Source organism: Streptomyces sp. SN-593 (genome assembly GCF_016756395.1).
GTDB classification, from domain to species: domain Bacteria; phylum Actinomycetota; class Actinomycetes; order Streptomycetales; family Streptomycetaceae; genus Actinacidiphila; species Actinacidiphila reveromycinica.
The window spans coordinates 8744443-8767877 of sequence record NZ_AP018365.1 but is presented as its reverse complement, the minus strand read 5'-3'; the positions used below and the strand labels follow the sequence as shown (position 1 = coordinate 8767877).

Here is a 23435-nt window from a genome sequence, read left to right as displayed (position 1 = left end):
TAGCCTAACCTAATATGTAGCTCACTCCGGGTTCTGCTCCCGTGCCTCCGCGGCCGACTCGTCCTCCTCGGGCAGCACCAGCGGAGTGCCGGTGACCGGGTCCGGCACCACCCGCGCCCGCAGGCCGAACGCCCGCAGGAGCAGCTCCGGTCGCAGCACCTCGGCCGGTTTCCCGTCGGCGAGCACGCCCCCTTCGCCGAGGGCGACCAGGCGGTCGGAGTAGCGGGCGGCCAGGCCCAGGTCATGGAGCACCATCACGACGGTGGTGCCCGCCTGACGGTTGGTCCGCCGCACCAGCCGCAGCACCTCCAACTGGTGCGCGAGGTCGAGGTAGGTCGTCGGCTCGTCCAGCAGGAGGGTGGGGGCCTCCTGCGCGAGCACCAGGGCGATCCAGGCGCGTTGCCGCTGCCCGCCGGACAGTTCGGTCACCGCCCGGTCGGCGACCTGCGCCAGCCCGGTGTCGGCGAGCACCCGGGTCACCACCGCGTCGTCCGCGGGCGTCCACGGCCGGGCCCAGCTCTGGTGGGGGTTGCGCCCGCGCATCACCAGGTCGCGCACGCTCGTGCCGGCCGGCGCGACCGGGCTCTGCGGCAGGATCGCCAGCCGCCGGGCGACCGCGCGCGAACGCGACTTCCGCAGCGGCTCCCCGTCGAGCAGGATCGTGCCCGCGCTCGGGTCCAGCAGCCGGCCGAACGCCTTGAGCAGGGTGGACTTGCCGCAGCCGTTCGCCCCGACCAGCGTGGTGACGGTGCCGGCCTCGATGTCCAGGTCGATCCCGTCGAGCACGGCGCGCTTGTCGTAGCCCAGCCGTACGCCCCGGGCCTGGAGCACGGGCACGGCGGGGACGGCCGGGGCGTCCCGGTCGGAAACGGCGGGGGCCGCGGGTGCGTCCCGGCCGGGAACGGCGGGGTCCGCGGGTACGGTCCGGTCGGCGGGTGCGCCCCGGTCGGCGGCGGGTACGGCGGTCACGTCGTCATCTCCTTGCGGTGTCTGACCAGCAGCCAGATCAGGTAGGGCGCGCCGACCACGGTCGTCACGATCCCGACCGGCACGTCCCACGGGAAGACCGTGCGGGCGAGGGTGTCCGCGAGCAGCACCAGGCAGGCGCCCGCCAGCCCGGACAGCAGCAGCGGCGGGCGGGCGGTGCCTGCGGCGCGCACCGCGATCTGGGGCGCCACGAACGCGACGAAGCCGACCGGTCCCGCGGCGGCGACGGCGGCCGCCGTCAGCAGCACCGTCAGCGCCACCACGGTGAGCCGGTGCAGTTGGACCGGCAGCCCGACGCCACGCGCGACGCCGTCCCCGAGGTGCGAGACGGCCAGGGCCGCGGAGCCGGCGAGCGCGAGCGGCACCAGCACGGCCACCGCGACCAGCAGCGGGCGTACGCCGTCCCACGACGCGCCGGACAGTGAGCCGACCAGCCACTGCGAGGCGGCCGTCGCCTGCGTGATGCGGGCCCGCACCAGCAGGTAGCTGGTGCCGGCGTCGAGCATCGCGGCCACCCCGATGCCGACCAGCACCAGCCGGTAGCCCTCGACTCCGCCGCCGCGCCAGCCGAGTCCGTAGACCAGCGCGGCGGCCGCGACCGCGCCGAGCGCGGCGACGGTGGGCATGCCCGCGCCCAGCAGCAGCCCGCCGACGCTCTCGCCGCCACCGCCGATCACGACGGCCGCCACCGCGCCGAGCGACGCGCCGGAGGTGACGCCGACCACGTCGGGCGTGGCCAGCGGGTTGCGGGTGACGGTCTGCATGAGTGCCCCGGCGACACCGAGGGCGAGTCCCACGAGCGCGCCGGTGAGCACCCGCGGCATCCGCAGCGTGATCACGATGAGCCGGTCGAAGGTGCTGCCCCGCCCCGCGAGGGTGCGCAGGATGTCGGGCACCGAGACCTCCGCGCCGCCGACCGCGATCGCGGTGACGACGAGCGCGAGAGCGAGCAGCGCGGCCACGAGGGTGGCGATCAGGACGCGCGGGCGCCAGGCGAAGCCGAGCGGACCGACCAGCAGGCCGTGCCGCGGCGCCGGCCGCCCGCCGGCCGCGGCGGAGTCCGCCGACTCGGCGGTCTCGGCGGGGCCCGCCGTCCGCGCGGACCCGGCCGAACGCACCGGCTCGGCGGGCCTCACAGGCTCACCAGCGATCGGCGCCGGGCGACCACCACGAAGAACGGCCCGCCGACCACCGCGAGCATGATGCCCACCTGGACCTCCGAGGAACCGCCGACCTCGCGGCCGGCGACATCGGCGAGCAGCACCACCAGGCATCCCACGAGTGCGGAGGCCGGCAGCAGTCGGCGGTGCCCCGCTCCCACCACCGCGCGCGCCAGGTGCGGGACGACCAGTCCGACGAACGCGATCGGGCCGGCCGCGGCCGTCGCGGCGGCGGTGAGCAGGGTGATGGCGGCCAGTCCGGTGCCGCGCGCCACGAGCAGGTTCTCGCCGAGGCCGCGCGCGAGGTCCTCGCCGAGCGCGAGGTTGTCCAGGGCGCGGGAGTTGAGCGCCGCGAGCACCAGCCCGGCGAGCGCGAACGGCACCGTGGCCCACACGTCGTGGAGTTGGCGGCCCGACAGCGAGCCGACCACCCACAACTGGTAGGCGCGCAGGCTGTCGCGGTCGGCGAGGGTGAGGAAGGAGGTGACGGCGCCGAGCAGCGCGGAGACCGCGGTGCCCGCGATGGCGAGCGGCACCGGGTTCGCGGTGGCACTGCCGGCCACGGTGATCGCGAACGCGGCGGTGCTCGCCACGAGCGCGCCCACCAGCGCGAGGCCGACCGAGGCGGCGGGCCCCGACACCCCGAACACCACGATCCCGAGCACCACGGCGAGCCCCGCGCCGGCCGATACGCCGAACAGCCCGGGATCGGCGAGGGGGTTGCGGGTGTGTCCCTGCATGACGGTGCCCGCCACGCCCAGGCAGACGCCGGTGATCAGGCCGATGACCGTGCGCGGCACCCGCGAGCCGTAGACGACGGCGGCGTCCGTGCCGGAACCGGGGTGCAGCAGTCCGTGCAGCACCGCGCCGGGGGTGAGCGGATTGCTGCCCAGCAGGAGGCTCGCGACGCACGCGGCCGCGACCGCCAGGGTCAGCGCGCCGAGGGCCCGCGGACCGCCGGCGCGGGACGGGAACGGCCGGCGGGTCCGCTGCGGCGGTGCGGCCGGCTCCGTGGCTACGATCACGAAAGTTAGCTTAGCCTTACCTACATGAGCACTCGTACACGCACCCTGACGCGCGAATCCCGGCTGTTCCGAGCCTCGGTGGCCTCGACCACGCGGCTGACCCCGAACATGCAGCGGGTGACCGTACGCGGCGACGAACTGCGGGAGTTCCCGTGGCGCGGCTACGACCACTGGTTCCGGCTGTTCTTCCGCCACCCGCACCAGGAGCGGTTCCACGTGCCGGAGGCCGGGGGCGAGACCTGGTGGAAGCCGTACCTCGCGATGCCCGACGAGATCCGGCCGCACTGCGCCAACTACACGGTGGCCGACTTCCGTGCGGAGGACGGCGAGATGGACATCGACGTCGTGGTGCACCGCGGTCCGGACGGCGAACTGGCCGGCGCCGTCGCGATCTGGGCCTGCTCGACCGCGCCCGGGGAGGAACTCGCCCTGATCGACCAGGGCATCCTCTACGACGCGCCCGACGACGCCTCCAGCGTGCTGCTGGTCGCCGACGAGTCCGGGCTGCCGGCCGTCGCCGGCATCCTGCGCTCGCTGTCGCCCGACACGGTCGGCCGCGTGTTCCAGGAGGTGCCCTCCGACGGCGACTGCCGCGTGCTGTCCGGACCGCCCGGGGTACGGGTCGAGTGGATTCCGCGCGCCGACGAGCGGACGGTGCCCGGCAGCGCCGCGCTGGCCGCGCTGCGCGGCCACGACGCGGTCGATCCGGGCGGGTACGCCTTCGTGGTGGGCGAGCAGACGCTCGCCACGGAGGGGCGCCGCCACTTGCACCGGGCCGGAATGCCGAAGAACCGCATCACCTTCTCGGGCTTCTGGAAGTCCGAACTCCACTGACCCGCCCGCCACGCGTCCGGCCGCCGGCCCTCCCGCCTCCTCTCCTGGGGTGAACGGCTGCTGCGCCTCGGCCGGCGCAGGCGGCCGGCCGGATAGGAAGGGATAGGGCACGACCTGGCGCGACCGACGCCGCGCCGGCCCCCGAACCGGGCCGACCGCCCGGAGAAGGGTGACGCATGGACGCGCGCCGAAGGCGGCCCGGCGGCTCCGAGCGGGCCCGGCTTCAGGACCGCCGGCAGCGGCAGCAGCGACGCCAGCGCGAGCGGCGCCGCGAGCAGGCCCGCGGGCCGGGCGACGAACGGGACCTGGAGGTGTCGCGCGAGCGCGCCCGGGAGCGGGCCCGGGAGAACCCGGAGAAACGGTCCGCCCAGCGGGTGGACCAGCTCTACCGCACGCTGCTGCGCCGCCGCAAGCAGTCGCTCGCCCCCGAGGACGTCGCCGTCGCGGACCTGCCGAAGGTGCGGCTGGCGGTCACCGCGGCCGCGCTCGGCAACACCATGGAGTGGTTCGACTTCGGCGTCTACGCCTATCTGGCCGACACCCTCGGCAAGGTGTTCTTCCCGTCGAGCAACCCCGCGACGCAGGTGGTCTCGACCTTCGCCACCTTCGCCGCCGCCTTCCTCGTGCGCCCGCTCGGCGGGCTGGTCTTCGGGCCGCTGGGCGACCGGATCGGCCGGCAGCGGGTGCTCGCGATCACCATGATCATGATGGCCGCGAGCACCTTCGCGGTCGGCCTGCTGCCCACCTACTCGTCCGTGGGGCTGCTCGCGCCGCTGCTCCTGCTGGTGTGCCGGCTGGTGCAGGGCTTCTCCACCGGCGGAGAGTACGCGGGCGCGACCACGTACATCGCCGAGTACGCGCCGGACCGGCGGCGCGGCTTCCTCGGTAGCTGGCTCGACTTCGGCACGTTCGTGGGCTACTCGCTCGGCTCGGGGCTGGTCACGGTGCTCACCCTGACCGCGGGATCGGACGGGCTGCGGGAGTGGGCGTGGCGGATCCCGTTCTGGGTCGCCGGGCCGCTCGGCATCACCGGCCTGTACATGCGGCTGAAGCTGGAGGACACCCCGGCGTTCAAGGAGGAGGCCGAGCAGGCGGCGCACGCGGTGCCCGGCGAGGGCAGCCCGGTGGACGAGGCGCGGCAGTCCGGCGGCGGACGGCTGAAGGAGATCTTCACCGACCACTGGCAGGCCGTGCTGATCTGCATGGGTCTGGTGCTGCTCTACAACGTCACCAATTACATGGTCACCTCCTACCTGCCGACGTACATGACCTCCACGCTCGACTTCGGCGACACCACCGCGCAGTTGCTGGTGCTGGCGACGATGCTGCTGGTGGTCCTGACGATCACCGTGGTGGGCCGCAGCTCGGACCGCTGGGGGCGGCGGCCGGTGTTCATGACCGGCAGCGTCGCACTCGTCGCGCTGTCGGCGCCGGCGTTCCTGCTGATCCGGCAGGGCGGGATCGTGCTGCCCGCGGTGGGCTGCGCGGTGCTGGGTCTGCTGCTGGTCACGTTCGCCGGCACCTCCGCGGCCACGCTGCCCGCGCTCTTCCCGACCCGGATGCGGTACGGCGCCCTGTCGATCGCCTTCAACATCTCCGTCTCGCTGTTCGGCGGCACCACTCCGCTGTTCGCCTCGGCGCTGGTGGCGGCGACGGGCGACGACATGGTGCCGGCGTACTACCTGATGGTCGCCGGGGTGGTCGGATTCGTGTCCACGCTCTTCCTGCGGGAGACGGCCGGCAAACCGCTGCCCGGCTCCCGCGCGATGGCGGAGACGCCCGGCCAGGCGCGGCGCCTGGTGGCCCGCAGCCGCACGGCCGCGGGACGGCAGGCCCGGGACATGTGGATCAAGCTGCGCGGCCGGCACTGAACGCGGCCTCCCCCGGCCCGCGTTCCCCGGTCCCCCCGCCCGCCCCGCCCGGGCCGACCGGGGGACGGACCGGACGCGCCGGGAGACGGCCCCGGGAGGTCCGGAACTGTCGGCGCCGACGGGGTGTCCTTTGGTGAGGCAGCGTCACAGCGAAGGAGCGTCCCGATGTGGTCCACCGTCATAGCCGTGGCCGGCACCCTGCTCGGCGGGGCGCTCACCGGATTCCTCCAGAGCCGCGGTGAGCGGCGGTCCCGGCTCGCCGCCCGCGCCGACGAGAAGGCACGGGCGCTGCGTACGGCGCTCGGCGAACTGGTCGCCGCGCTCGGTGACCACCGGCGGGCGATGTGGTACCGCGAGCTGCTGCGGCTGGACGGCGCGGACCGGGAGGCGTTCGAGGCCGCGCGCGCGGAGTCCCGCGCCACCCGTTCGGCGGTCACCGCGCCGCTGGTGGCGGTCTCGGTCATCGAGCCGGCCCTCGCGCAGGCCGCCCAGCAGGCCGCGCGCAGCGCGTTCGACCTGCGCGACGCCCCCGACCGCGCCGAACTCGCCGCCCGCCGCGAGCGGGCGATCGCCGCGACGGACGAGCTGGTGGCGGCGGTGGGACGCGCCATGGCCTGACGCCCGCAGGCCCGCCCGGCGCGGTCCGGCCGGACCGTCCGGGCCACGACAGGCCCTCAGGGCGGGGGCGGGGACAGGAGGCGGCACCGGGTCATACGGTCACCACGCCGCGCGGGTCGAGAAGCTCCACGATCACCGAACCGCCGGGCGGCTCCGCGGTGGTGGCCGGCGGCCACCGGAGGGAGGGCGTGGCGATCATCGGGACGTCCTCCGCGGAGGGCACGTCCTGGCCGGACGCCCGCAGGCCGTCCAGCGCGGACGTCAGCGCGGCCTTGTAGGCGGCGGCGACCGCGCGGGAGCGGGCCTCGGCGAACTGGACGGAGCGGCCGAAGTGCGGCACCCCGTCGACGGACAGCACCGCCTCGTCCTCGATCCGCAGGACCGGCACCGGCCCTCCCCCGGCCACCACCGCGGCGATCGCCGCCGCCGCCTCCTGTGCGCTGCCGGCGACCCACGCCCGCTGACCGGGCGTCAACCGCACCGCGCCGTCGGAGGTACCGCCCTCCGGGGGCGCGTCCCACACCGGCGAGCTGTCGTCCGACAGCGTCGCCGGGGCGTGCACCGGCCCGTACCCGCCGCCCCCGTGCCCCGGCATCCGCACCGGCGCCTGAACCGCCGGCGCGTGCTCGGAGGGGTGGACGGCCGACGGCGCGCCATGGGTCACGGGCGCCACGACCGGCGTGTGCGGCTCCGTCACCACGATCGACGGCACCTGCGCCTTCACCGGAGGCGGCAGGACGCCCCCGCTGTCCTCCGTCCCGCCGTGCGCGGTGTCCGAAGCGTCAGAGGTGTCCGAGGCGGCCGTGCGGCCCGCGGTCGACGTGGAGGAGACCACTGCGGGGCGGCTGGTCGACGCGGTGATCGGCTCCGACCCCGAGGCGGCCGTGGTCGTGGTGACCGGCCGCACGACCGTGGGAGGCGTAGTGGAACCGGTCGGGGCCGCCGTCGAGGTCGTGGCCGTGGTGTCGGCCACCGGGTTCGGGATGTCCGTGGCCGTGGTCGACGTCGTGCTCGTCGTCGTGTCGGTGGCCGTCGTCGTGTCCGTGGTGGTCGTGGTCGTGGTCGTGTCCGTGGTGGTGGTCGTGTCCGTGGTGGTCGTCTTGGGGGCGGTGGACCAGTAGTAGGCGTGGTGGGTGGTGCTGGCCGGGGCGCCGTACGTCCCGTTCGCGTCGTACTTCTGGAGGGTGATGCGGACGGGCTGGCGGAAGAGGCGCTGGACGCCCTCGGTCTTGCCCTGGCCGGGCTTGTCGCCGGTGAGGCCGTGCGGGACCGCGGGCGGGGTCAGCCGCCGGCCGGGGGTGCCGGGCGGCCGGCTGACCGAGGCGTCGGCCTCCAGCGCCTGGTCCCGGCTGATCTGCATCGAGTTCAGCCCCGGCAGCGGCACCGTCAGCCCGGGGTTGCGGGTGAGGAACACGACGTCCGCGGGGGCGACGCTGTAGGACACCCCGCGCCCGGCGGACGTGGTCAGGTCGTCCTCGGTCGAGACGGTGACCTCGTCCGTCCCGTCGTCCCGCCGTCCGACCTCCTGTGCCTGGCCGGTCGGCTCCATCGTGACCTTCAGACCGGTCCGGTGGTCGTCGCCGAGCGGCACCGTGCGGTAGCCGCCCGCCGGGTCCTTCAGGTGCGGGAAGACCGTGGACAGCGCCTGGCCGGACAGGGCCTGCCGGGTGGAGACCTGCTGGGTGATCGGCGTGGTCTGCTCGGTGTGGAGCTGGTGTCCCGGGCCCACCCGCGGGTCGTGGATGAAGGAGTCGACGACCCTCCGGGCCGCGTCGGGCGTCATCGCCCACGCCGCGTGGCCCAGCGCCCCGGTCGTCGCGCCCCACGCCTGGGACGCGACCGAGCCCGTCCGGCCGAGGATGCCGTTGCCCCACGGACGCGGCGTGTTGAGCACGTTGTGCGCCGTGTCGATCAGCCGCTCGGGGTGGTCCACGCCGACCAGGTCGTGGCCGGAGTCGAAATCGGCCTGCCACTGGGCGCGTTGCTCGGGGGTGCCGTTCACCGGTCCCAGCTCCACACCGCCGTCCTGGTCGCCCGGGCCGTGCTGCACGCCGGACTGCTGACCGGTGCCGCCGGACTGGTGCGGGGTGGTGGTCGTGGTGGTGCCGTCGCCCGCGGTGCGGCCGCCCGTGGTGGCGGTGACCGGCTCGGTGGTCGTCATCGACTCGGGCACCCATGCGGAGGCGCGCCAGGCAGGACGGACGGGCTGGGGCGCCGGCATGTTGACGAACCGGTTGCCGGCGTTGCGGCGCGTGACGGTCACGTCGAACCGCATGGGGGTGCTGAACTTGTGCAGGTCCCCGGTGGAGGTCGTCTTGTGCTCGATCTTCGTGGTCTGGCCGGACGAGTGCGACGAGTTGCCCTTCGCGTCGGCGCCGGCCGTCCCGGTGTAGGTCACGTTGTTCAGGTGATTCTCCGCGGTCGGGGCGCGGTAGGAGGCGCGGATGTTGCCGTCGGCGCCCGCCGACCAGGTACGGCCGCTGTCGCCGGTGACGGCCTCGCTCACGGCGACCTTGCGGGTCGCGCCGCCGTCCGACTGCCGCCCGTCGTGCTGCCAGCCCCCGGGGGTGCCCTTGATCAGCACCTGCGTGACGGTGCGGACGCCGTGGTGGTTGTCGACCCGGTGCACCAGGACGCCCGGCCCCACGAGGTCGTCGTAGTGGGCGCCGAGGTGGTCGGGCGTGATCACGTCCGCGAACGGGAGCGCGGACACCGGGACGTCGCCGAGGCCGTCCCCGGCTTCGAGGTCGCCCGGGGGGAGCGCGCCGCTGCGGATCTGGCGGTCCACCTCGCGCAGGATCTCGTCGGTCGACGGGATCTCGACCCGGCTGCCCCCGCTGACCCCGTTCTCCAACGGCACGGAGCGCCGCGGCGGTTGCGCCGTGTCCGTCCCGGTCCCGGTGTGCGAGCCCGTCGTCGCGGTCGTGCCGTTGCCGGTCGCGGTGGCCGGCCGGCCGGGCTGGGTGAGGGCTTTGACGTCCTCGTCGGACAGCAGCACCCGGACGCGGTGGTCGTGGGTGACGGGATCGCCGTAGGTGACCTCGCCGGTCGAACCGGTCACCTTGCCCTGGAGGATGACGCGCGCGTCACCCTCGTAGACGTGCCACGGGCCGTTCTGGGACGTCTTGCGGTTCGTGGTGAAGGTGTGCTTGACCGCGTCCGCGCTGCTGCCGCCGTACGACCCCTTGCCGCGGCCGCCGCCACGTAGCTGGTAGGTGGAGGCGTGCGCGTCCTTCGGCGTTCCCGGGAACCGCCCGAAGTCGCCGCCCAGACCGCCCTTTCCGGTCAGCCCCGCCTTGTCCTGCACCTTGACCGACGTCTCGGTCTTCGTCTCGACGTCCAGTTTCCCGTCGCCGGAGAGCGTCTCGCGGTAGGTCAGGTTGCTCAGCCGGGTACGTTGGGAGAGCCCGGCGGTGTCCCGGTTGCGGCCCGAACCCACGTGCTGGTCGGCCGTGTTGGTCCACCCGCCGTGCGACGCCGAGACGTTCGCCCGCAGGTTGGCCTGGGTCGCGAGCGGGTCGACCACGTCGTGGAGGTCCGGGACACGCGCCGGCAGCGGCGAGAGGCTCTTGGCCTGCCGGGCGTTGAAGGCGTTCTCGATCGCCTCCCGGGCGTTGTCCCGGTACGTGTCCTCGCCGCCGACGTGGTCCACGAGGTGGTGGTCCGGCAGCCGGTCGATCGTCACCTGCCGGGGCGGCGCCTGCGCGGGCGTCTCCGTCCGGCCGACGTCCACGGTCACGCGTCCGCCCCCGGTGTCGACGTGCTGCACCGCCTGGTGGTGCGCCTGGATCGGCAGGGTCGGCACCCGCAGCACCGGGTGGTCCGCGTCCTGACGCACCGTCAGTACGTCGAAGGAGACCGGGTACGTGTAGCGGTCGCGGTCGCCCGTGACCGTCAGCGTGCGTTTCACCTCGGTGCTGTCGGCGACCGTCGTGCCGTGCGTGGGCGCGTAGGTGCCGTCGGCGTTCACGTTGAGGAAACCGCGCTGGAAGTCCGTGTGGTCCAGCGAGCTGCGCAGGTTGCCGCTGCCGGCCACCACGTGCGAACTGCCCTGCGTCACGGACCGTTCGGCCCCGGCGCTCTGGGTGAGGGTGTTCTTCGCCGTCGCGTTCCGCGTGCCGTCGTGGGTGCCGTCGCCGAGGTTGGCCTTCACCAGCACGTCGTACGTCTTCGCGTTCAGGAACGGCAGGTGCGAGCTGTCCAGGCTGACGCGGAAGCTGCCGTCGACCAGTTTGTGGCCGCTGCCGCCGAGTTGGGACGGCGCGATCTGCCGGCGCAGGTCCGCGAGGTTCGTGATCGCCTTCGGCGAGACGCGCACCGGCTGGTGGCCGCCCGCGGCCGCCGTCCCGGTGGGCGGATGGACGACGTGCGGCGGCGGCAGCACCCCGGGGGCGGTCTGCCACAGCGTCTGCACGATGTGGCGCTCCAACTGCTCGGAGCCGGGGAAGTCGGAGAAGGTCGTGCGCTGGACCAGCCCGGGGCCGCTCAACTGCTGCCCGGGCGGCGGCTGCCGCACCGCCGGCGGCTGCGTGGTGCCGGTGGTGGTCGTCCCGTCGGTGTGTCCGGCGGTGCCGGTGGTGCTTCCGGTGGTGTCGCCGGTCACGGTGCCGGTGGTGCCGGTCGTCGTGCCGGTCGTGTGCCCGGTGGTGCCGGTCGTCGTGGAGGTGGACGTCGAGGTGGACGTGGTGGTCGTCGCCGGCTCGTGGGGACGGGGCAGGACGCGCACGACGTCGCCGGTGGGTGCCCGCCTCGGCGGCTCCACCTGCACCACGTGGGTACCCGGCGCGGGGGCCGGCGGCGGGGTGTGGTCGGTGATCTCCTCCGTCGTGGTGGAGTGCAGGCCGTCGGTGCCCGGCGAGAGGGTCTGGCGGGTGAGCCAGACCCGGAAGCGGGTGGGGGTGCTCACCACGTCGGCGGGCCCCTTGTCCTCGACGGTCACCCCGTCCTCCACGGCGTGCGTGCCCTTGGCGCCGTAGGCCGTGGACTGCCCGTACGTGTACGTGCCGGTCCCCGTCAGCCACTTCGTCTCCGCCGAGGTCTTGCTGTGCCACACCTCGCCGGACGCGCCACCGCCCGCGCCCAGCGCCCACCCGCTGCTCTGCGAGTGGTTGCGGGCCTGCTCGCCCTTGGTGCCGAACCCGGAACTGGTGGTGGTGTCCGTCGTGTGCAGCACCGTGGACGTCCCCGGTTCCGCGGTCAGCCGCAGGAAGCCGGTGCCGCCGTCGGACAGCGTCAGCGGCTTGGAGATCAGGCCGGGGCCCGACACCTGCTCGAACTGCTTGATGACGTTGTCGGTGTCGAGGAAGTCCACGATGTCCTGGTGGGCGGTCCCCGCCGGCCGCGCGTCCTTCGGCAGCGCGTCGAAGACGGAGTCGCGGACGCCGTCCAGGCCGGTGATGGTGAGCGGGTGGCCGCTCGCGGTCCGCGGCGCGTGCGCCGGTGCCGGCGCGGGTGCGTGCGTCTGCGTCTGCGTCTGCGCCGTTCCGGACGTGGTGGCCGGCGCCGTGTGGTCGCCGTCCGCGGTGCGCGGCGGCGGGTTCCAGCCCTCCCAGGTGTGCGGACCGGTGGCCGAGCGGGGCGAGGACCGCGGCACGTCGGCCCGCAGTTGCCCGCCGACCGGCGCCGGCGGCGCAGCCGGCGTCCCGCCGTGGCCGCCCACCCCGACGGGGTCGCCGTGGTGGTCCACGACCTGGATGTCGAAGGTGGCCTGCGAGGTGTAGCTGTCGGTCTTCCCGGTCAGCTTGACCTCGCCGGCCGACTTCGCCGAGGTCGAGCTGGTGGTCTCGGTGCCGTGGCTGGCGCCGCCGGCCTTCGCCGAACCGTTCACCAGCAGGAGCAGGTTGGGGTTGAGCTGCTGGATGACCGACGGGTTGTAATCCAGCCCGGCCTGCGACGTCGTCAGCTCCGTCTTCACCTTGGGCGGCGCGTACTCCCCCTCGGACTTCACGTCGAGCCCGTCGCCGTCGTTGTCCTTGGCGGCGTCGCGGGTCGGGTCCAGTTGCCACGGCGTGGTCCGCGCGCCGACCCGCACCTCGTACGGGTGACCGTCGACGTGGATCGGGAAGCGCCAACCCCCGTTGATCATCTTCGGGTACTGCTTGCGGAAGTTCGCGGGGTCGAACTGGCCGTTCAACCGCTGCGTCACCAGCGGGTCGTTCGCCTTGCCGCCGAGCAGCGTCTCGACCCTCCGGCGCACCTCGTCCGGCCCGGGCGCCTCCACGATCCGCTTGCCCGCGAGGGAGCTGCCGTGCCAGCCGTCGGTCAACTGCGCGGGCGGGTCCCCCTCGGGACGCCCGGTGGTCCTCGTCCCCGGCACGGTCCCGTCGTCGGTCCCGTCGGTGACCACCGGCACGTCGTCGGTCGTGGGACGGCCGTGATCGGTGGTGGTGTCGCCGTGGTCCGTGGTCGTGTGCTCGTGATCGGTAATCGTGTCGTCGTGGTCCGTCGTGCCGTGGTCGTCCACCGGCGTCGTGTGCTCTGTGGTCGTGTGCTCGGTCGTCGTCGTGTCGTGATGCTCGGCCACGGTGTCGTCGTGGCCGATCGCCGTGTCGTCGTGGCCGATCGCCGTCGTGGTGTGGTCGTCCACCGGAGCGGTGTGGTCGTCGGACGGCACCGTGGGGTGCTCGATCGGCGTGGTGTGGTCGTCGACCGGGGGCGCGTGCTCCTCGACCAGGGGCGTGTGGTCGCCGCCCGACGTCCCGAGGGGGGCCGTGTCGTCGGACGGTTCCTCGTGGGTGACGGCGGGCGGGTGGTCCGACGGCGGGGTGACCGTGACCGTCGGCGGGTGCTGGTCCGTCACGGTGACCGGGGTGTCCTCCGGGGGCTCGGACGACGTGGTGGAGGTCTCGGCGTAGGGGTCGGTGACCGGGTCCACGTGGGTGTGGTTGCGGGGCACCGCGGTGGCCTGGGCGCGCGCGGCCTGCCAGGCGGGGTCGTTGTGCGCGTCGGTGTGCGGGCCGGCGCCCGTCGCCGTACCGGTCTGCGGGTGCGGCGCGTCGCCGTGGCCGCCGGTGAGGGCGCCGAGGAGCGACAGGTGCCGGCTGCCCAGGCCGCCCGGCGGCAGCCCGTCCTCGGACGGCACGTGGTAGTTGCCCATCAACCCGCCGGTGACACCGGCGTCCCCGGGGTCTTCGGTGTCGTGGTACTCGTCCCGCAGGCCGATCTGGTGGCCGATCTCATGCGCGTACGCGATCGGCGGCGCGCCGGTGCTCCAGGTGCGCTGGTCCATGGGCGTGCTGCCGTCGCCGTGTGTCAGGTCGACCGTCAGGTGGGCCTGCGCGCCCGGCGGCACGTGCTCGACCGTCACGTGCAGGATGTCGCCGTCCGGCATCCGGTAGCCGGGGTCGTTGAGGTACGTCTGCACGCCTTGCAGCACCCGGTCCTGCGTGTCGGCCACGTCGTCCGCGCCCGTGTCGCCCGGGCGGATGGCGACCTTGACGGTGAGGTCGGTGTACCTCTGCCCGCCGGACTCGAACCGCCGCTGGTCGAACGACGAGTGCAGCACGAACCTCGGCGCGTGGTTGAGCTGGGCCGGCGGCCGGACCACCGGCGGCGGCGTGGACGTACTGCCGTGGTCGCCGGACGTGCCGCCGTGGTCGGTCGCCGGGGCCGTGTGGTCGGTGCCGGTGCCGTCCCCCGACCCGTGCGCGAGAGAGGTGGAGGTGTCCTCGGTACCCGGGCCGTGCGGCAGGTCGTCGAGTCCCCTGGTGTCCGGCACGGGGGTGTCGGACGGGTGGGGCACGGCCTGCGAACCGGCGCCGGGGGCCTGCTGCTCGGACGGCGCCGGACGCTCCTGGAGCGGTGCCTGCTCCGATCCGGGGTGGGACGCCGGCTGCTGGCGGACCGGGTCGACGCGGGTGGCGGCGCCGTTCGTTCCGCCGCTCGTGCCCCGCCCCGGTACGCGGTCCGTCCCGGAGCCCGGTGTGTCACCGTGCGAGGAGGACGCCGGCTGGTCGAGCAGGGGCTGGAGACGCTGCCGCGCGGGCGGGGTGCCGCCGGTCGTGACCGGTTCGTGGTCGGCGCCCGACCCGTGGTCGCCAAGGGCCGGCCCGTGGTCGTCGACGGCCGGCTCGTGGTGGTCGACGGCCGGTTGCGGGCCGCCGCTGATCCGGCCCAGGTGTCCAGGGTCCTGCTGCCCGCCGATGCCCTGGCCGAGTTCCCGGCCGAGGTCCGAGGCGCGCTGGTCGTACGGCAGCGCGCTGTCGAGCCGGTCGCGCAGGTCGGCGACGTCCTGCCCGGAGCGGGCGGCGGCCTCCTGGTTCCCCGACAGGAGGTCCCGGGTGTGCTGCTGCTCGGCACCGTCGAGGTCCTGGCGCAGGCGGTCGATCCGGTCCTGGCGCTGCTGGTCGAGCCGGTCCTGCCGGGCGGCATGCTGGTCGAGGGCGCGTTGCGCGTCTTCCGGGGTGTGCGCGTCATAGGCCTGGGCGCGGAGGTCCCGCGAGACCGGGTCGTCGTCCAACGCGTCGAGTCGCTGCCGCAGTTCGTCGTCGGAGGGCACGGCGCCGGGCCCGCCGCGGTCCTGGCCGTCCGTCGCGCGGCCGCCGCCCGTGGTGGTGTCCGCCCCGCCGGTGGTGCCGGTCCCGGTGGGGGCCGCTGTCCGCGCGCCCGGGGCCGGGTCGCGGAGCTGGTCCAGACGCTGCTGGAGGTTCTGCGTCTCCTGCTGCTCGCGGTGGTCGTGGAGGGCATCCAGCGCGGCGGCGGCCTCGTCGGGGGTCGGGGCGTCGCGGATCTGCTGGATCAGTGCCTGCTCGTCGGGGCCGGTGTCGCCGCGCAGCGCGTCGAGGCGCTGCTCCAGGTCGTCGAGGCCGCCGCGGCCGCTCGGCTCGGGCGCGTGGTCGGAGTTGAGGCGGTCGATGCGCTGCTGGAGTGCCTGGTCGGCCCGGTGGTCCTGGAGGTCGGCGAGGGCCCGGGCGGCGGCGTCCGGGGTGTCGGCCCGGTCGACGGCCCGGGTCAGGGCAGTCTCCTGCGGGTCGGGCCCGTTCGGGCCGTTGCCCAACCGGCGCAGCCGGTCCTGGAGGTCGGCGGTCTGTCGCAGGTCAGCGAGCCGGGTGCGCAGCCGGTCCGCGTCGGGCCCGGTGGCGGTGGCGAGCCGGCGCCGTACGTCCTCGACGTCCGGGTGGTACGGCTGCGGGGCGTCGTGGCCGGTGAGCGCCTCCGCCGGTGCGTGCTGCTCCACGAAGTCGGTGTATTCGCCCAGGTGGCTGTCCAGCAGGTCCGGGTCACCGCCTCGGCGGGCCTGCTCGACGGCGTTCACCAGGTCGTCCCAGGTGCCGCGCGCGGACTGCGGCGCCCGGGTGGAGTCGAACCCGCCGTCGGCGTGCTGCCGGAAGGCGTCGTAGCGCTGGTTGAGCGCTGCCGTCTCCACGTGGTCGCGGAACGCCTGGAGCCCGCGGGTAGCCCCGCTCATGTTCCCCGAACGGACCGCCTGGTCGACGGCCTGGCGGTGGTTCTGTCGGTCCGACGGTGACATGCCCGCGTCCCGCCCGGCGCGGTCCAGCGCGTCCACCCGCGCATCGACGCGGGCGATCGGCGAGACGAGCGGGGTGGTCGGCGCGTCGGGGGCGTCGTGGAGGGGGTGCGCCGAGTCCCCGATCGGGTGCGTGGGCACGTCGGGCAGGTCGTGTCCGCCACCGAGCCCGCTCCCGGTCGGGTCGTCGTGGCTGCCGCCGCCGGGCGCCGGCTCCGTGGCGGGCCCCTCCCCGGGGACGTGCGGTGCGGGGGCGGCCGGGGCGCTGCCGGGGGCGTGCGTGGGCACGTCGGGGAGGTCGTGTCCGCCACCGCCGGTGACGGCGGCGGTCCCGCTGTGCCCGGTGGCCGTCGGTGCCGGCTCGGTCGGTGCGGTGTGCGCCGCCGGTGACGTGCCCGGGGTGTGCGTCGGCACCTCCGGGAACGTGTGGGTGCCGCCGCCGGTGGTGCCCGTGCCGCCCGAGGCGAGGGAGGCACCCGGGGTCTCGGTGGGCGGGCTGGGCAGGTCGAGGTGGCTGCTGCCGGTTCCGCCGGGCTGCTCGATCACGGTCGGGCTCTGGTGGGAGGGCGGCGTCTGCGTGCCGCTCTGCGTGTCGGTCGGGGTGGCGCCGCCCGTGTGCCCGGTTCCGGGGCCGCCGGTCTGCCCTCCGACGGTGGCCGGGGCCCGCGGTGCCCGGGGGGCGACCTCGGACGGCCCGCCCTGCGTGGCGCCGCTCCGGCCCGGATCGGACCGGACCGGCGCGGGGCCTCCCGTGCCCTGGCCCGTACCCGTGCCCCGGCTCGTCCCGGTGCCGGCGGTGTCGCCTCCGGTGCCGCCCGGACCGGAGGAGGTCTGTGCCTGCTCCACGTGCACCGGCGGCGCGACGCCGCCCGACGACTCCCCGTGCGCCGGCGGTGCCGACACGTGCCCGCCGCCGGTGGACGCGGCCGCCCCGTCCAGGGTCACTGCGACCGGCGGCCCCGAAGCGGCCGCGGAATGGGGGAGGTCATCGCCGCTGGCACCGGTCGGCGCGTTGCCGGTCGCGGCCTCCTGGTGCGGCACCGCGGCTGGCGACTCCACCGGCACGTGCGAGCCGCCGCTCCCCTGGTGCGACGGCGAGAACACGTTCACGTCCTGGTGCGGCGCCGGGGCCGCGGACTCCACCGGTACGTGCGGGCTCCCGCTCCCGTGCTCCGTCGGCGTGAACGTGCGCACGCTCTCGGGCGGCGCGGAGGTGGCGGCGCTGCCAGGGGTGCCGTTGGTGCCGGTGGACGTACGTGTCGGGGGCGCCGTGGTGGTGTTCGCGGCGGCGGGCGCGTGGTCGGTGGACGCGGCGGGGAACGCCGTGGTGAAGCCGGGCAGCCCACCGTCCTGCGTCCCGGCGCCGTCACGCGCGACGGACACGGCCGTTCCCGTTCCGCCCCCGGCGGCCAGGCTGTGCGTGACCGTGGTGGGCGGGGTGCTCTGCGAGGTGAACGTGCCGGTCCGGTCGCCGCCGGTGGCGCCGTCACGCGTGGCGGGCGGAGCGGTGCCGCCCGTGGTGCGGGCGTCCGTGGTGCGGGCGTCCGTGGCGCGCGCGTCCGTGGCCGCGTTCGACTGCTCGGTGCCGTGCCCGCCCGCCGTGCCGGAACCTGTCGAACCGTTCGAACCGGTGGACCCGGTGGACCCGTTCGTACGGGTCTCGGTGGGCGGCGCGGCGACGTGTGTGGTGACGGGGGCCGTCGCGGGCGGCTGGTGGGTTTCCGTCTCCTCCGCGGGTGCGTGACCGCCCCCGGACGTGGCCGGCGGGCGCACGTCCGCGGGCGCCTCGGAGCCGTGGTCGTCGCCGCCGGTCGTCCGTACGGTCGTACCGCCGGAGCCGCCCGTGGGCGTGGCGTCGTGGTTGCTCCCGCCGAACCCGCTGCCGCCGCTGCCGCCGAGGTCGCCGCCCGTCAGCTTGTCGGGGCGGTGCAGGTCGGGCAGGTCCATGGTGTTCGGCAGGTGGAAGTCGAAGTCGTCGACCTTCGTGTCGTCGCCACCGCCGCCGCGCCGCTTGCCGCCGCCGGCCATCGCGCCGATCGCCCCGGCCGCGCCGCCGAACCCCAGGTCCGACGGCTCCCCGCTGTGGAAGAGCTCGTTCAGGGCCGCGGTGCTGGCGACCCCAGACGCCCCGCCCAGGATTCCCCGGCCGATCAGCGAACCGGCGAACTTCGGCACGAAGGCGTCGCCCAGGCCGAAGGTGAGCCCGCCGATGGCGCCGCCGATCGCCCCGCTCTCGATGGCGGAGATCGTGTTCTGCACGCTCCAGGAGGTGCGGTCGCCCTTGAGCATCTGGATGCCCTGGATGACCGCGTCCATCCCGACCATCATGCCGATGCCGGTCGCGATCGACGTCAGCAGGCGGCGCAGCAGCATCCGCACGACCAGCCGTACGGACGTGATCAGCGCGGGGATGACCTCCGGCGCCCAGAACGACATCTGGGCGATCTCGGCGGCCAGCCACACGAGTTGCACCAGGATCATGTACTTCGCGTACTCCAGCTGCACCCCGGTGTTCCTGCCGAGCTTGCCGAGTTCGCCCGACGCCTTGGCCATGTCCGGGACGTTGGACTGGAGTTGGTTGACGAAGGACGCGAACTCGTCCGCCACGGATCCGCCGACGCTGTGCAGCACCCCCCTGGTGGCGGGCGCTATCTCCTGGCTGATGGCCTCCAGCGCCTGCGCGGCCTCGTCCCAGGCCAGGCCGAGGCTGTGCATCTTGTCCTCGTCGCCCTTGGGCCAGGACTGGCCGACGGCGAGCCGGGCGACCCAGGCGAGTTCCGGGGGCAGGTTGACGCTCACGAGCGGCTTGACCTCGGGCGGCTGCCGTTGTCGCCGGTCTCGGGCACCGTGCCGGGTTCGAGCGAGGTGCCGAGCTTGCGGGCGGAGTCGGAGTTCTGCGACTCGATGCTCTCGTAGCCGCGGGCCATGGTCTTCAGGCCGTCGCCGGTGCTGCGCAGGACGTCGCCCGCGTCGAGCGTCGCCTCCAGGATCTGCCCCTTGGGCTTGGTGTACTGCCGCAGGAACGCCTCCCCGGTGGCGTCCTCACCCCAGGGCTCCCCGAGCGAACCGAGCTTCGCCTCCAGCGAGCTGTGCACGTCGAGGAAGCGCTGGGCCAGCTCCTGCATGTAGGGCATCTGGGCCTGGAGACCGTCGGTGTCGACCGAGAACGACTCGCCTGACATGGGAACTCCCTGAGGTGGACGCGGTGGTGAAGCCTGGGTGGGGGGACGGGGGTGGGGCCCCGGCGAGGGGATCGCCGGGGGCGGGCGGGTCGGACCGAGGGGGTCACGGGCGGCCGGCGGCCCCTTCCGGGCGGCCGTTGTCGATGTAGTCCCGCACCTCGTCCGGCATGGCCGGGTCGTCGGGCAGGATCGCCTTGGGATCGACCTCGCCGCGCAGCAGGTCGGTCACGGTGACGCCGGGCGGCAGCGCGAGGGAGGTGAGTTCGGCGACCTTCTCCATGGCCTCCGCCCGCGCCTCGCGGATGGTCGCCAGCAGCGCGTCCGCCAACTCCTTGGGCGCCATGCGGTGGTAGGCGCCGGTCGGGAACTCGATGGCCGTCACGTCGCCCTGGGCGCCCACGGTCACCTTGACCGTCTGGCGCGGCGCGGTCGCCGTGCCGGTGACCTCGTTGATCCGGCGCCGGGTCTCGGCGGCCTCCTCGCGCTGCTTGCGGTACAGCTCCAGGAGTCCTTCGATGTCCTGGTCGTACGGGGTGCTCATCGCTTCCTCTCCTCGCGTCGCCGTCGTGCCGCGCCGTCCCGGGCCACGGGGGCCACTCAGTACACCCCGTCCGGGCCGCCGGCGACAGGCGGCGACCCCCAGGTGTCGCCTTCCTGCACCAGCAGGTCGGCGATGCCGCGGGTGGCGGGCTCCTCCTCGGCGGACTCGTCGTGCGCCGCCTCGGGCTCCTCCTCGTCCCAGTCGTCGTCCGGTGAGGCGGCGGCGCAGGACAACGGCTGGTCGGCGGACGGGAGGAGAGTCGACTCCCCGCCTGCGGCGGGCCGTTGGGGGCGCCAGGTGGCCAGCGGCTGGTCCGCGTCGTCGCCCTCCTGGGGCGGCTCCGCGCCACGCGGGGCAGCGGGGGGCGCCATGCCCCAAGTGCCCTCGTCGGCGGTGGCGTAGCCGGGCGCGGTCACCTCCGGCTCCTCCTCCGGGCGTCCGGCCCACAGCAGCGGGACGAAGGCCGCGCCCGCGACGCCCCACGCCGCGGTGTCCTCCTCCGACAGGTCGTCGTCGGCCGGCCGGAGCACGACCAGCGGGTCGCCGAGGTCGGCGGCTCCCTGCCCGTCGTACGTGGCGTACTGCGGGTCGCCGGCGTGCTCCGGGGTCCCCGGCGCTGCTGGGGCGGTCATCCCCGCCGCGAGCGCGTCGGCGGCCAGTGCCTCGGGGGCCGCGGGTTCGGTGAACGCCTCACCGGTCGGCTCCACGAGCGTGCCGCGGTCGTCGTCGTCCCCGCGGCCGGTCCCCGCGGGAGCCCCCGAGCCGCCCATCGGCAGGAACGGGGCCGCGGCCGGTACGGCCGACGCCTCGGCCGCCGCGGGCACGGCGAAACCCTCGGACGCGGTGCCACCGGACTCGTCGCCTTCGGCCGCGGACGGTGCGGGAGCGGCTCCCGTGCCGCCGTCTGCGCCGGTCGTCAGCCCGGACAGGGCGCCCGTGCCGGGGGCGGACAGGGCGGTGCCCGCCGCTTCCGGGTCCGGCGCGCCCTCGTCCGTCCACGGGTCCGCGCTGGGGGCCAGCAGCCCGGAGGCGTCGGAGGACACGCCGTCCTCCCGGCCCGCTGCGCCGCCCGGCACCCCGCCTGTCCCCGGCATCATCATGCCGGGTTCCGCGTCCGGTGCGGCCGCCGCCGTCTCCTCCTCCGCCCCGGTGCCGGGCAGGTCGAGCCGCCCCTGCCCACCGGGTACGGTCCCGGCCGCCTCGATGTCGCCGTCCGCCGTGTCGGCGTCGCCGGTCCACGGCTCCGCCGTCGGGTCGAGCAACCCGGACGCATCGCTGCGGTCCAACCCACCCTGCGCCGACTGCGCACCCCCACCCATCCCCGGCATCAACGGCATCCCACTCCCCACACCGCCCACACCCGCGGCCTCACCACCCAACTCCGACGAACCAGGGAACTCCGACGGCTCGAACCCCGGCAGATCCAACCCCCCATCCGCACCCACCGGCACACCACCCGACGGCAACAACCCCTCCCCCGCCGTATCCGCATCCCCCGCCCACGGCTCCGCCTCCGGATCCAACAACCCCGACGCATCACTACGATCCAACCCACCCTGCGCCGACTGCGCACCCCCACCCATCCCCGGCATCAACGGCATCCCACTCCCCACACCGCCCACACCCGCGGCCTCACCACCCAACTCCGACGAACCAGGGAACTCCGACGGCTCGAACCCCGGCAGATCCAACCCCCCATCCGCACCCACCGGCACACCACCCGACGGCAACAACCCCTCCCCCGCCGTATCCGCATCCCCCGCCCACGGCTCCGCCTCCGGATCCAACAACCCCGACGCATCACTACGATCCAACCCACCCTGCGCCGACTGCGCACCCCCACCCATCCCCGGCATCAACGGCATCCCACTCCCCACACCGCCCACACCCGCGGCCTCACCACCCAACTCCGACGAACCAGGGAACTCCGACGGCTCGAACCCCGGCAGATCCAACCCCCCATCCGCACCCACCGGCACACCACCCGACGGCAACAACCCCTCCCCCGCCGTATCCGCATCCCCCGCCCACGGCTCCGCCTCCGGATCCAACAACCCCGACGCATCGCTACGATCCAACCCACCCTGCGCCGACTGCGCACCCCCACCCATCCCCGGCATCAACGGCATTCCGCTACCGGTCCCGCCGGTGAGGCCGGAGCCGGCGGCGGACAGGCCGGTGGAGCCGGGGAAGGCGGAGGGGCTGAAGCCGGGCGTGTCGGACTCCAGTCCGAGGTCGCTCGCGTTGGGCACCGAGCCGCCGGTGGCGGTGGACCCCGGGAAGGCGGACGGCGAGACGCTCTTGAGGTCGCCGAGCCCGCCGAGACCCGCCTCGTCCCCGAGGCCGCTGTCGGCTCCCAGGCCCGATGTGCCGCCGATGCCGGTGTCGCCGGGGAAGTCGGTGGCGGTCGCCCCGTCCTTCCAGGTGCTCGGGTCCTCGGCGAGGTCGGACTCGGGCAGGTCGCCCGTGCCGTCCAGACCGGTGCCCCCGCCGAAGGCCGAGGGGGTGGTGGTCAGGCCGCCCAGTCCGCCGAGCCCGGCGTCGTCGCCGAGCCCGCCGGCGCCGTCCACTCCCGTACCGCCGTCGAAGGCCGACGGCGTCGCGCTGCGGGACAGCAGCGCGTTGGGGGTCAGCCCGCCCAGTCCGCCCAACCCGCCGTCGTCGCCGAGCCCGCCGGCGCCGTCCACTCCCGTACCGCCGTCGAAGGACGCGGGGTTGAGCGCGCTGTCCAGCGCGTTGGGGTCCAGCGTGCTGTTGTCGCCCAGCCCGCCGAGGCCGGAGCCGTCCCCGAGTCCGCTGCCGTCGCCCAGGCCCGATCCGGGCCCGTTGCTGTCCAGGCTGCCGGAGTACGGCGTCGGCGCGAGGGCGTCGCCGGTCGGGGTGAAGCCGTCGGCGCTGGTCAGCGCGTCCGGTGCCTGCGCGTCCAGGGCCGGGCCGTCGGTGTTGGCCAGACGCGCCAGGTCGGCGGGGGTGACGTCGCCGATGGAGTCGTCCGCGCCCGTGTCGTCCGGGGGCGGCTCGTCGACCGGCGGCGTGTCGCCGGGGCCGGGGCCGGTGATGGTGCCGGGTGGCCGGACCGAGTCGATGGTGACCTGGTAGTCGGCGGCCAGGTTCTTCAGCACCTGGCGCATGTCGTGGTTGAGCATCTGGACCAGCTCGGGCTTCTTGCTGACCGGGATCAGGCCGTTGCTCATCGGCGTGACGCCCATCAGGGTCGCCTGGTGGGCGTACCAGGCGTCGATCTCGCCGATCTTGTTCTGCGCGTTCGTCAGGTTGACGGCGTTGTCCGCCAGTTGCTGCGGCACGGAGTTCCCGGAGCCGCTGGTGCCCCCGGACAGCACGTCGGCGGTCGCGGCGACCTGCTTGGAGAAGGTGCTCATCATGTCGTAGAAGGCGTCGGCGGCGTCGCCCTTCCACGGGCCGTCGTCGCCGGCGAGCGCCTTGGCCTGGTCCTGGAGGGCCTTGGCGACACCCGACAGCACCACCTGGACGTGGTAGAAGACGTTCGCCGCGTCCTGGAGGGTCTGGGGCGACGCGACGGAGGCGGCGTGGTCGAGGTTGTCGGAGTTGCTCACGCCCGCCGACATGCCGCGGATCGCGGCCTCGATCTGCTTCCAGTCCCAACTGTCGTAGTCGGAGATGGAGCCGGTCGCGGTCGGGTCGCCGTAGATCGACCCGTCGTCGCCCTGGTTGAACCCGTTGCTGTCGTAGTCGGTGTCGCCCATGTGAGCAAGTCCTCCGTCAGTACGCC

General features: G+C 74.8%; 10 protein-coding genes. 3 read left to right on the top strand and 7 right to left on the bottom strand.

Annotation, left to right across the window (positions count from 1 at the left end):
• Window positions 1-21: 21 nt before the first annotated feature.
• From RVR_RS36225 to RVR_RS36215, 3 genes are read right to left on the bottom strand one after another with little or no spacing between them, the layout of a single operon-like run.
• Window positions 22-969 carry an ABC transporter ATP-binding protein gene (locus tag RVR_RS36225; RefSeq protein ID WP_430393207.1) on the bottom strand — a complete coding sequence of 316 codons (948 nt, stop codon included), beginning with the start codon at window positions 967-969 and terminating at the stop codon, window positions 22-24.
• Complete coding sequence (locus tag RVR_RS36220; RefSeq protein ID WP_202238234.1) at window positions 966-2123, bottom strand: FecCD family ABC transporter permease; 1158 nt, start codon at window positions 2121-2123, stop codon at window positions 966-968. Before RVR_RS36220 ends, RVR_RS36225 begins: the two co-directional genes overlap by 4 nt.
• Complete coding sequence (locus RVR_RS36215) at window positions 2120-3172, bottom strand: FecCD family ABC transporter permease (RefSeq protein ID WP_202238233.1); 1053 nt, start codon at window positions 3170-3172, stop codon at window positions 2120-2122. The genes RVR_RS36220 and RVR_RS36215 overlap by 4 nt, the downstream gene beginning before the upstream one ends.
• 24 nt (window positions 3173-3196) lie before the next feature.
• Between RVR_RS36215 and RVR_RS36210 the strand changes: the two genes are divergently transcribed.
• The 3 genes from RVR_RS36210 to RVR_RS36200 all read left to right on the top strand — a co-directional run bounded on the left by RVR_RS36210 (window position 3197) and on the right by RVR_RS36200 (window position 6495).
• A complete protein-coding gene (locus RVR_RS36210) occupies window positions 3197-4006 on the top strand; it encodes a siderophore-interacting protein (protein ID WP_202238232.1) in 810 nt (269 codons plus the stop codon).
• 176 nt (window positions 4007-4182) lie between these two features.
• Window positions 4183-5877, top strand: a complete 1695-nt coding sequence (gene proP / locus RVR_RS36205; RefSeq protein WP_237405178.1) for a glycine betaine/L-proline transporter ProP — start codon at window positions 4183-4185, stop codon at window positions 5875-5877.
• A 165-nt stretch (window positions 5878-6042) separates the two neighbouring features.
• Entirely contained in the window at window positions 6043-6495 is a 453-nt protein-coding gene (locus RVR_RS36200; RefSeq protein ID WP_202238231.1) for a protein kilB, read from the top strand.
• A gap of 91 nt (window positions 6496-6586) precedes the next feature.
• On the opposite strand, the gene RVR_RS36195 is transcribed toward RVR_RS36200, so the two are convergent.
• From RVR_RS36195 to RVR_RS36180, 4 genes are all read right to left on the bottom strand, one after another.
• Window positions 6587-18760, bottom strand: a complete 12174-nt coding sequence (locus tag RVR_RS36195) for a WXG100-like domain-containing protein (RefSeq protein WP_202238230.1) — start codon at window positions 18758-18760, stop codon at window positions 6587-6589.
• Window positions 18757-19143 (bottom strand): WXG100 family type VII secretion target, encoded by a 387-nt coding sequence (locus RVR_RS36190; RefSeq protein ID WP_202238229.1) that lies wholly within the window; start codon window positions 19141-19143, stop codon window positions 18757-18759. Before RVR_RS36190 ends, RVR_RS36195 begins: the two co-directional genes overlap by 4 nt.
• A gap of 103 nt (window positions 19144-19246) precedes the next feature.
• Complete coding sequence (locus tag RVR_RS36185; RefSeq protein ID WP_202238228.1) at window positions 19247-19684, bottom strand: YbaB/EbfC family nucleoid-associated protein; 438 nt, start codon at window positions 19682-19684, stop codon at window positions 19247-19249.
• A 56-nt stretch (window positions 19685-19740) separates the two neighbouring features.
• A complete protein-coding gene (locus tag RVR_RS36180; protein WP_202238227.1) occupies window positions 19741-23409 on the bottom strand; it encodes a hypothetical protein in 3669 nt (1222 codons plus the stop codon).
• Window positions 23410-23435 lie beyond the last annotated feature (26 nt).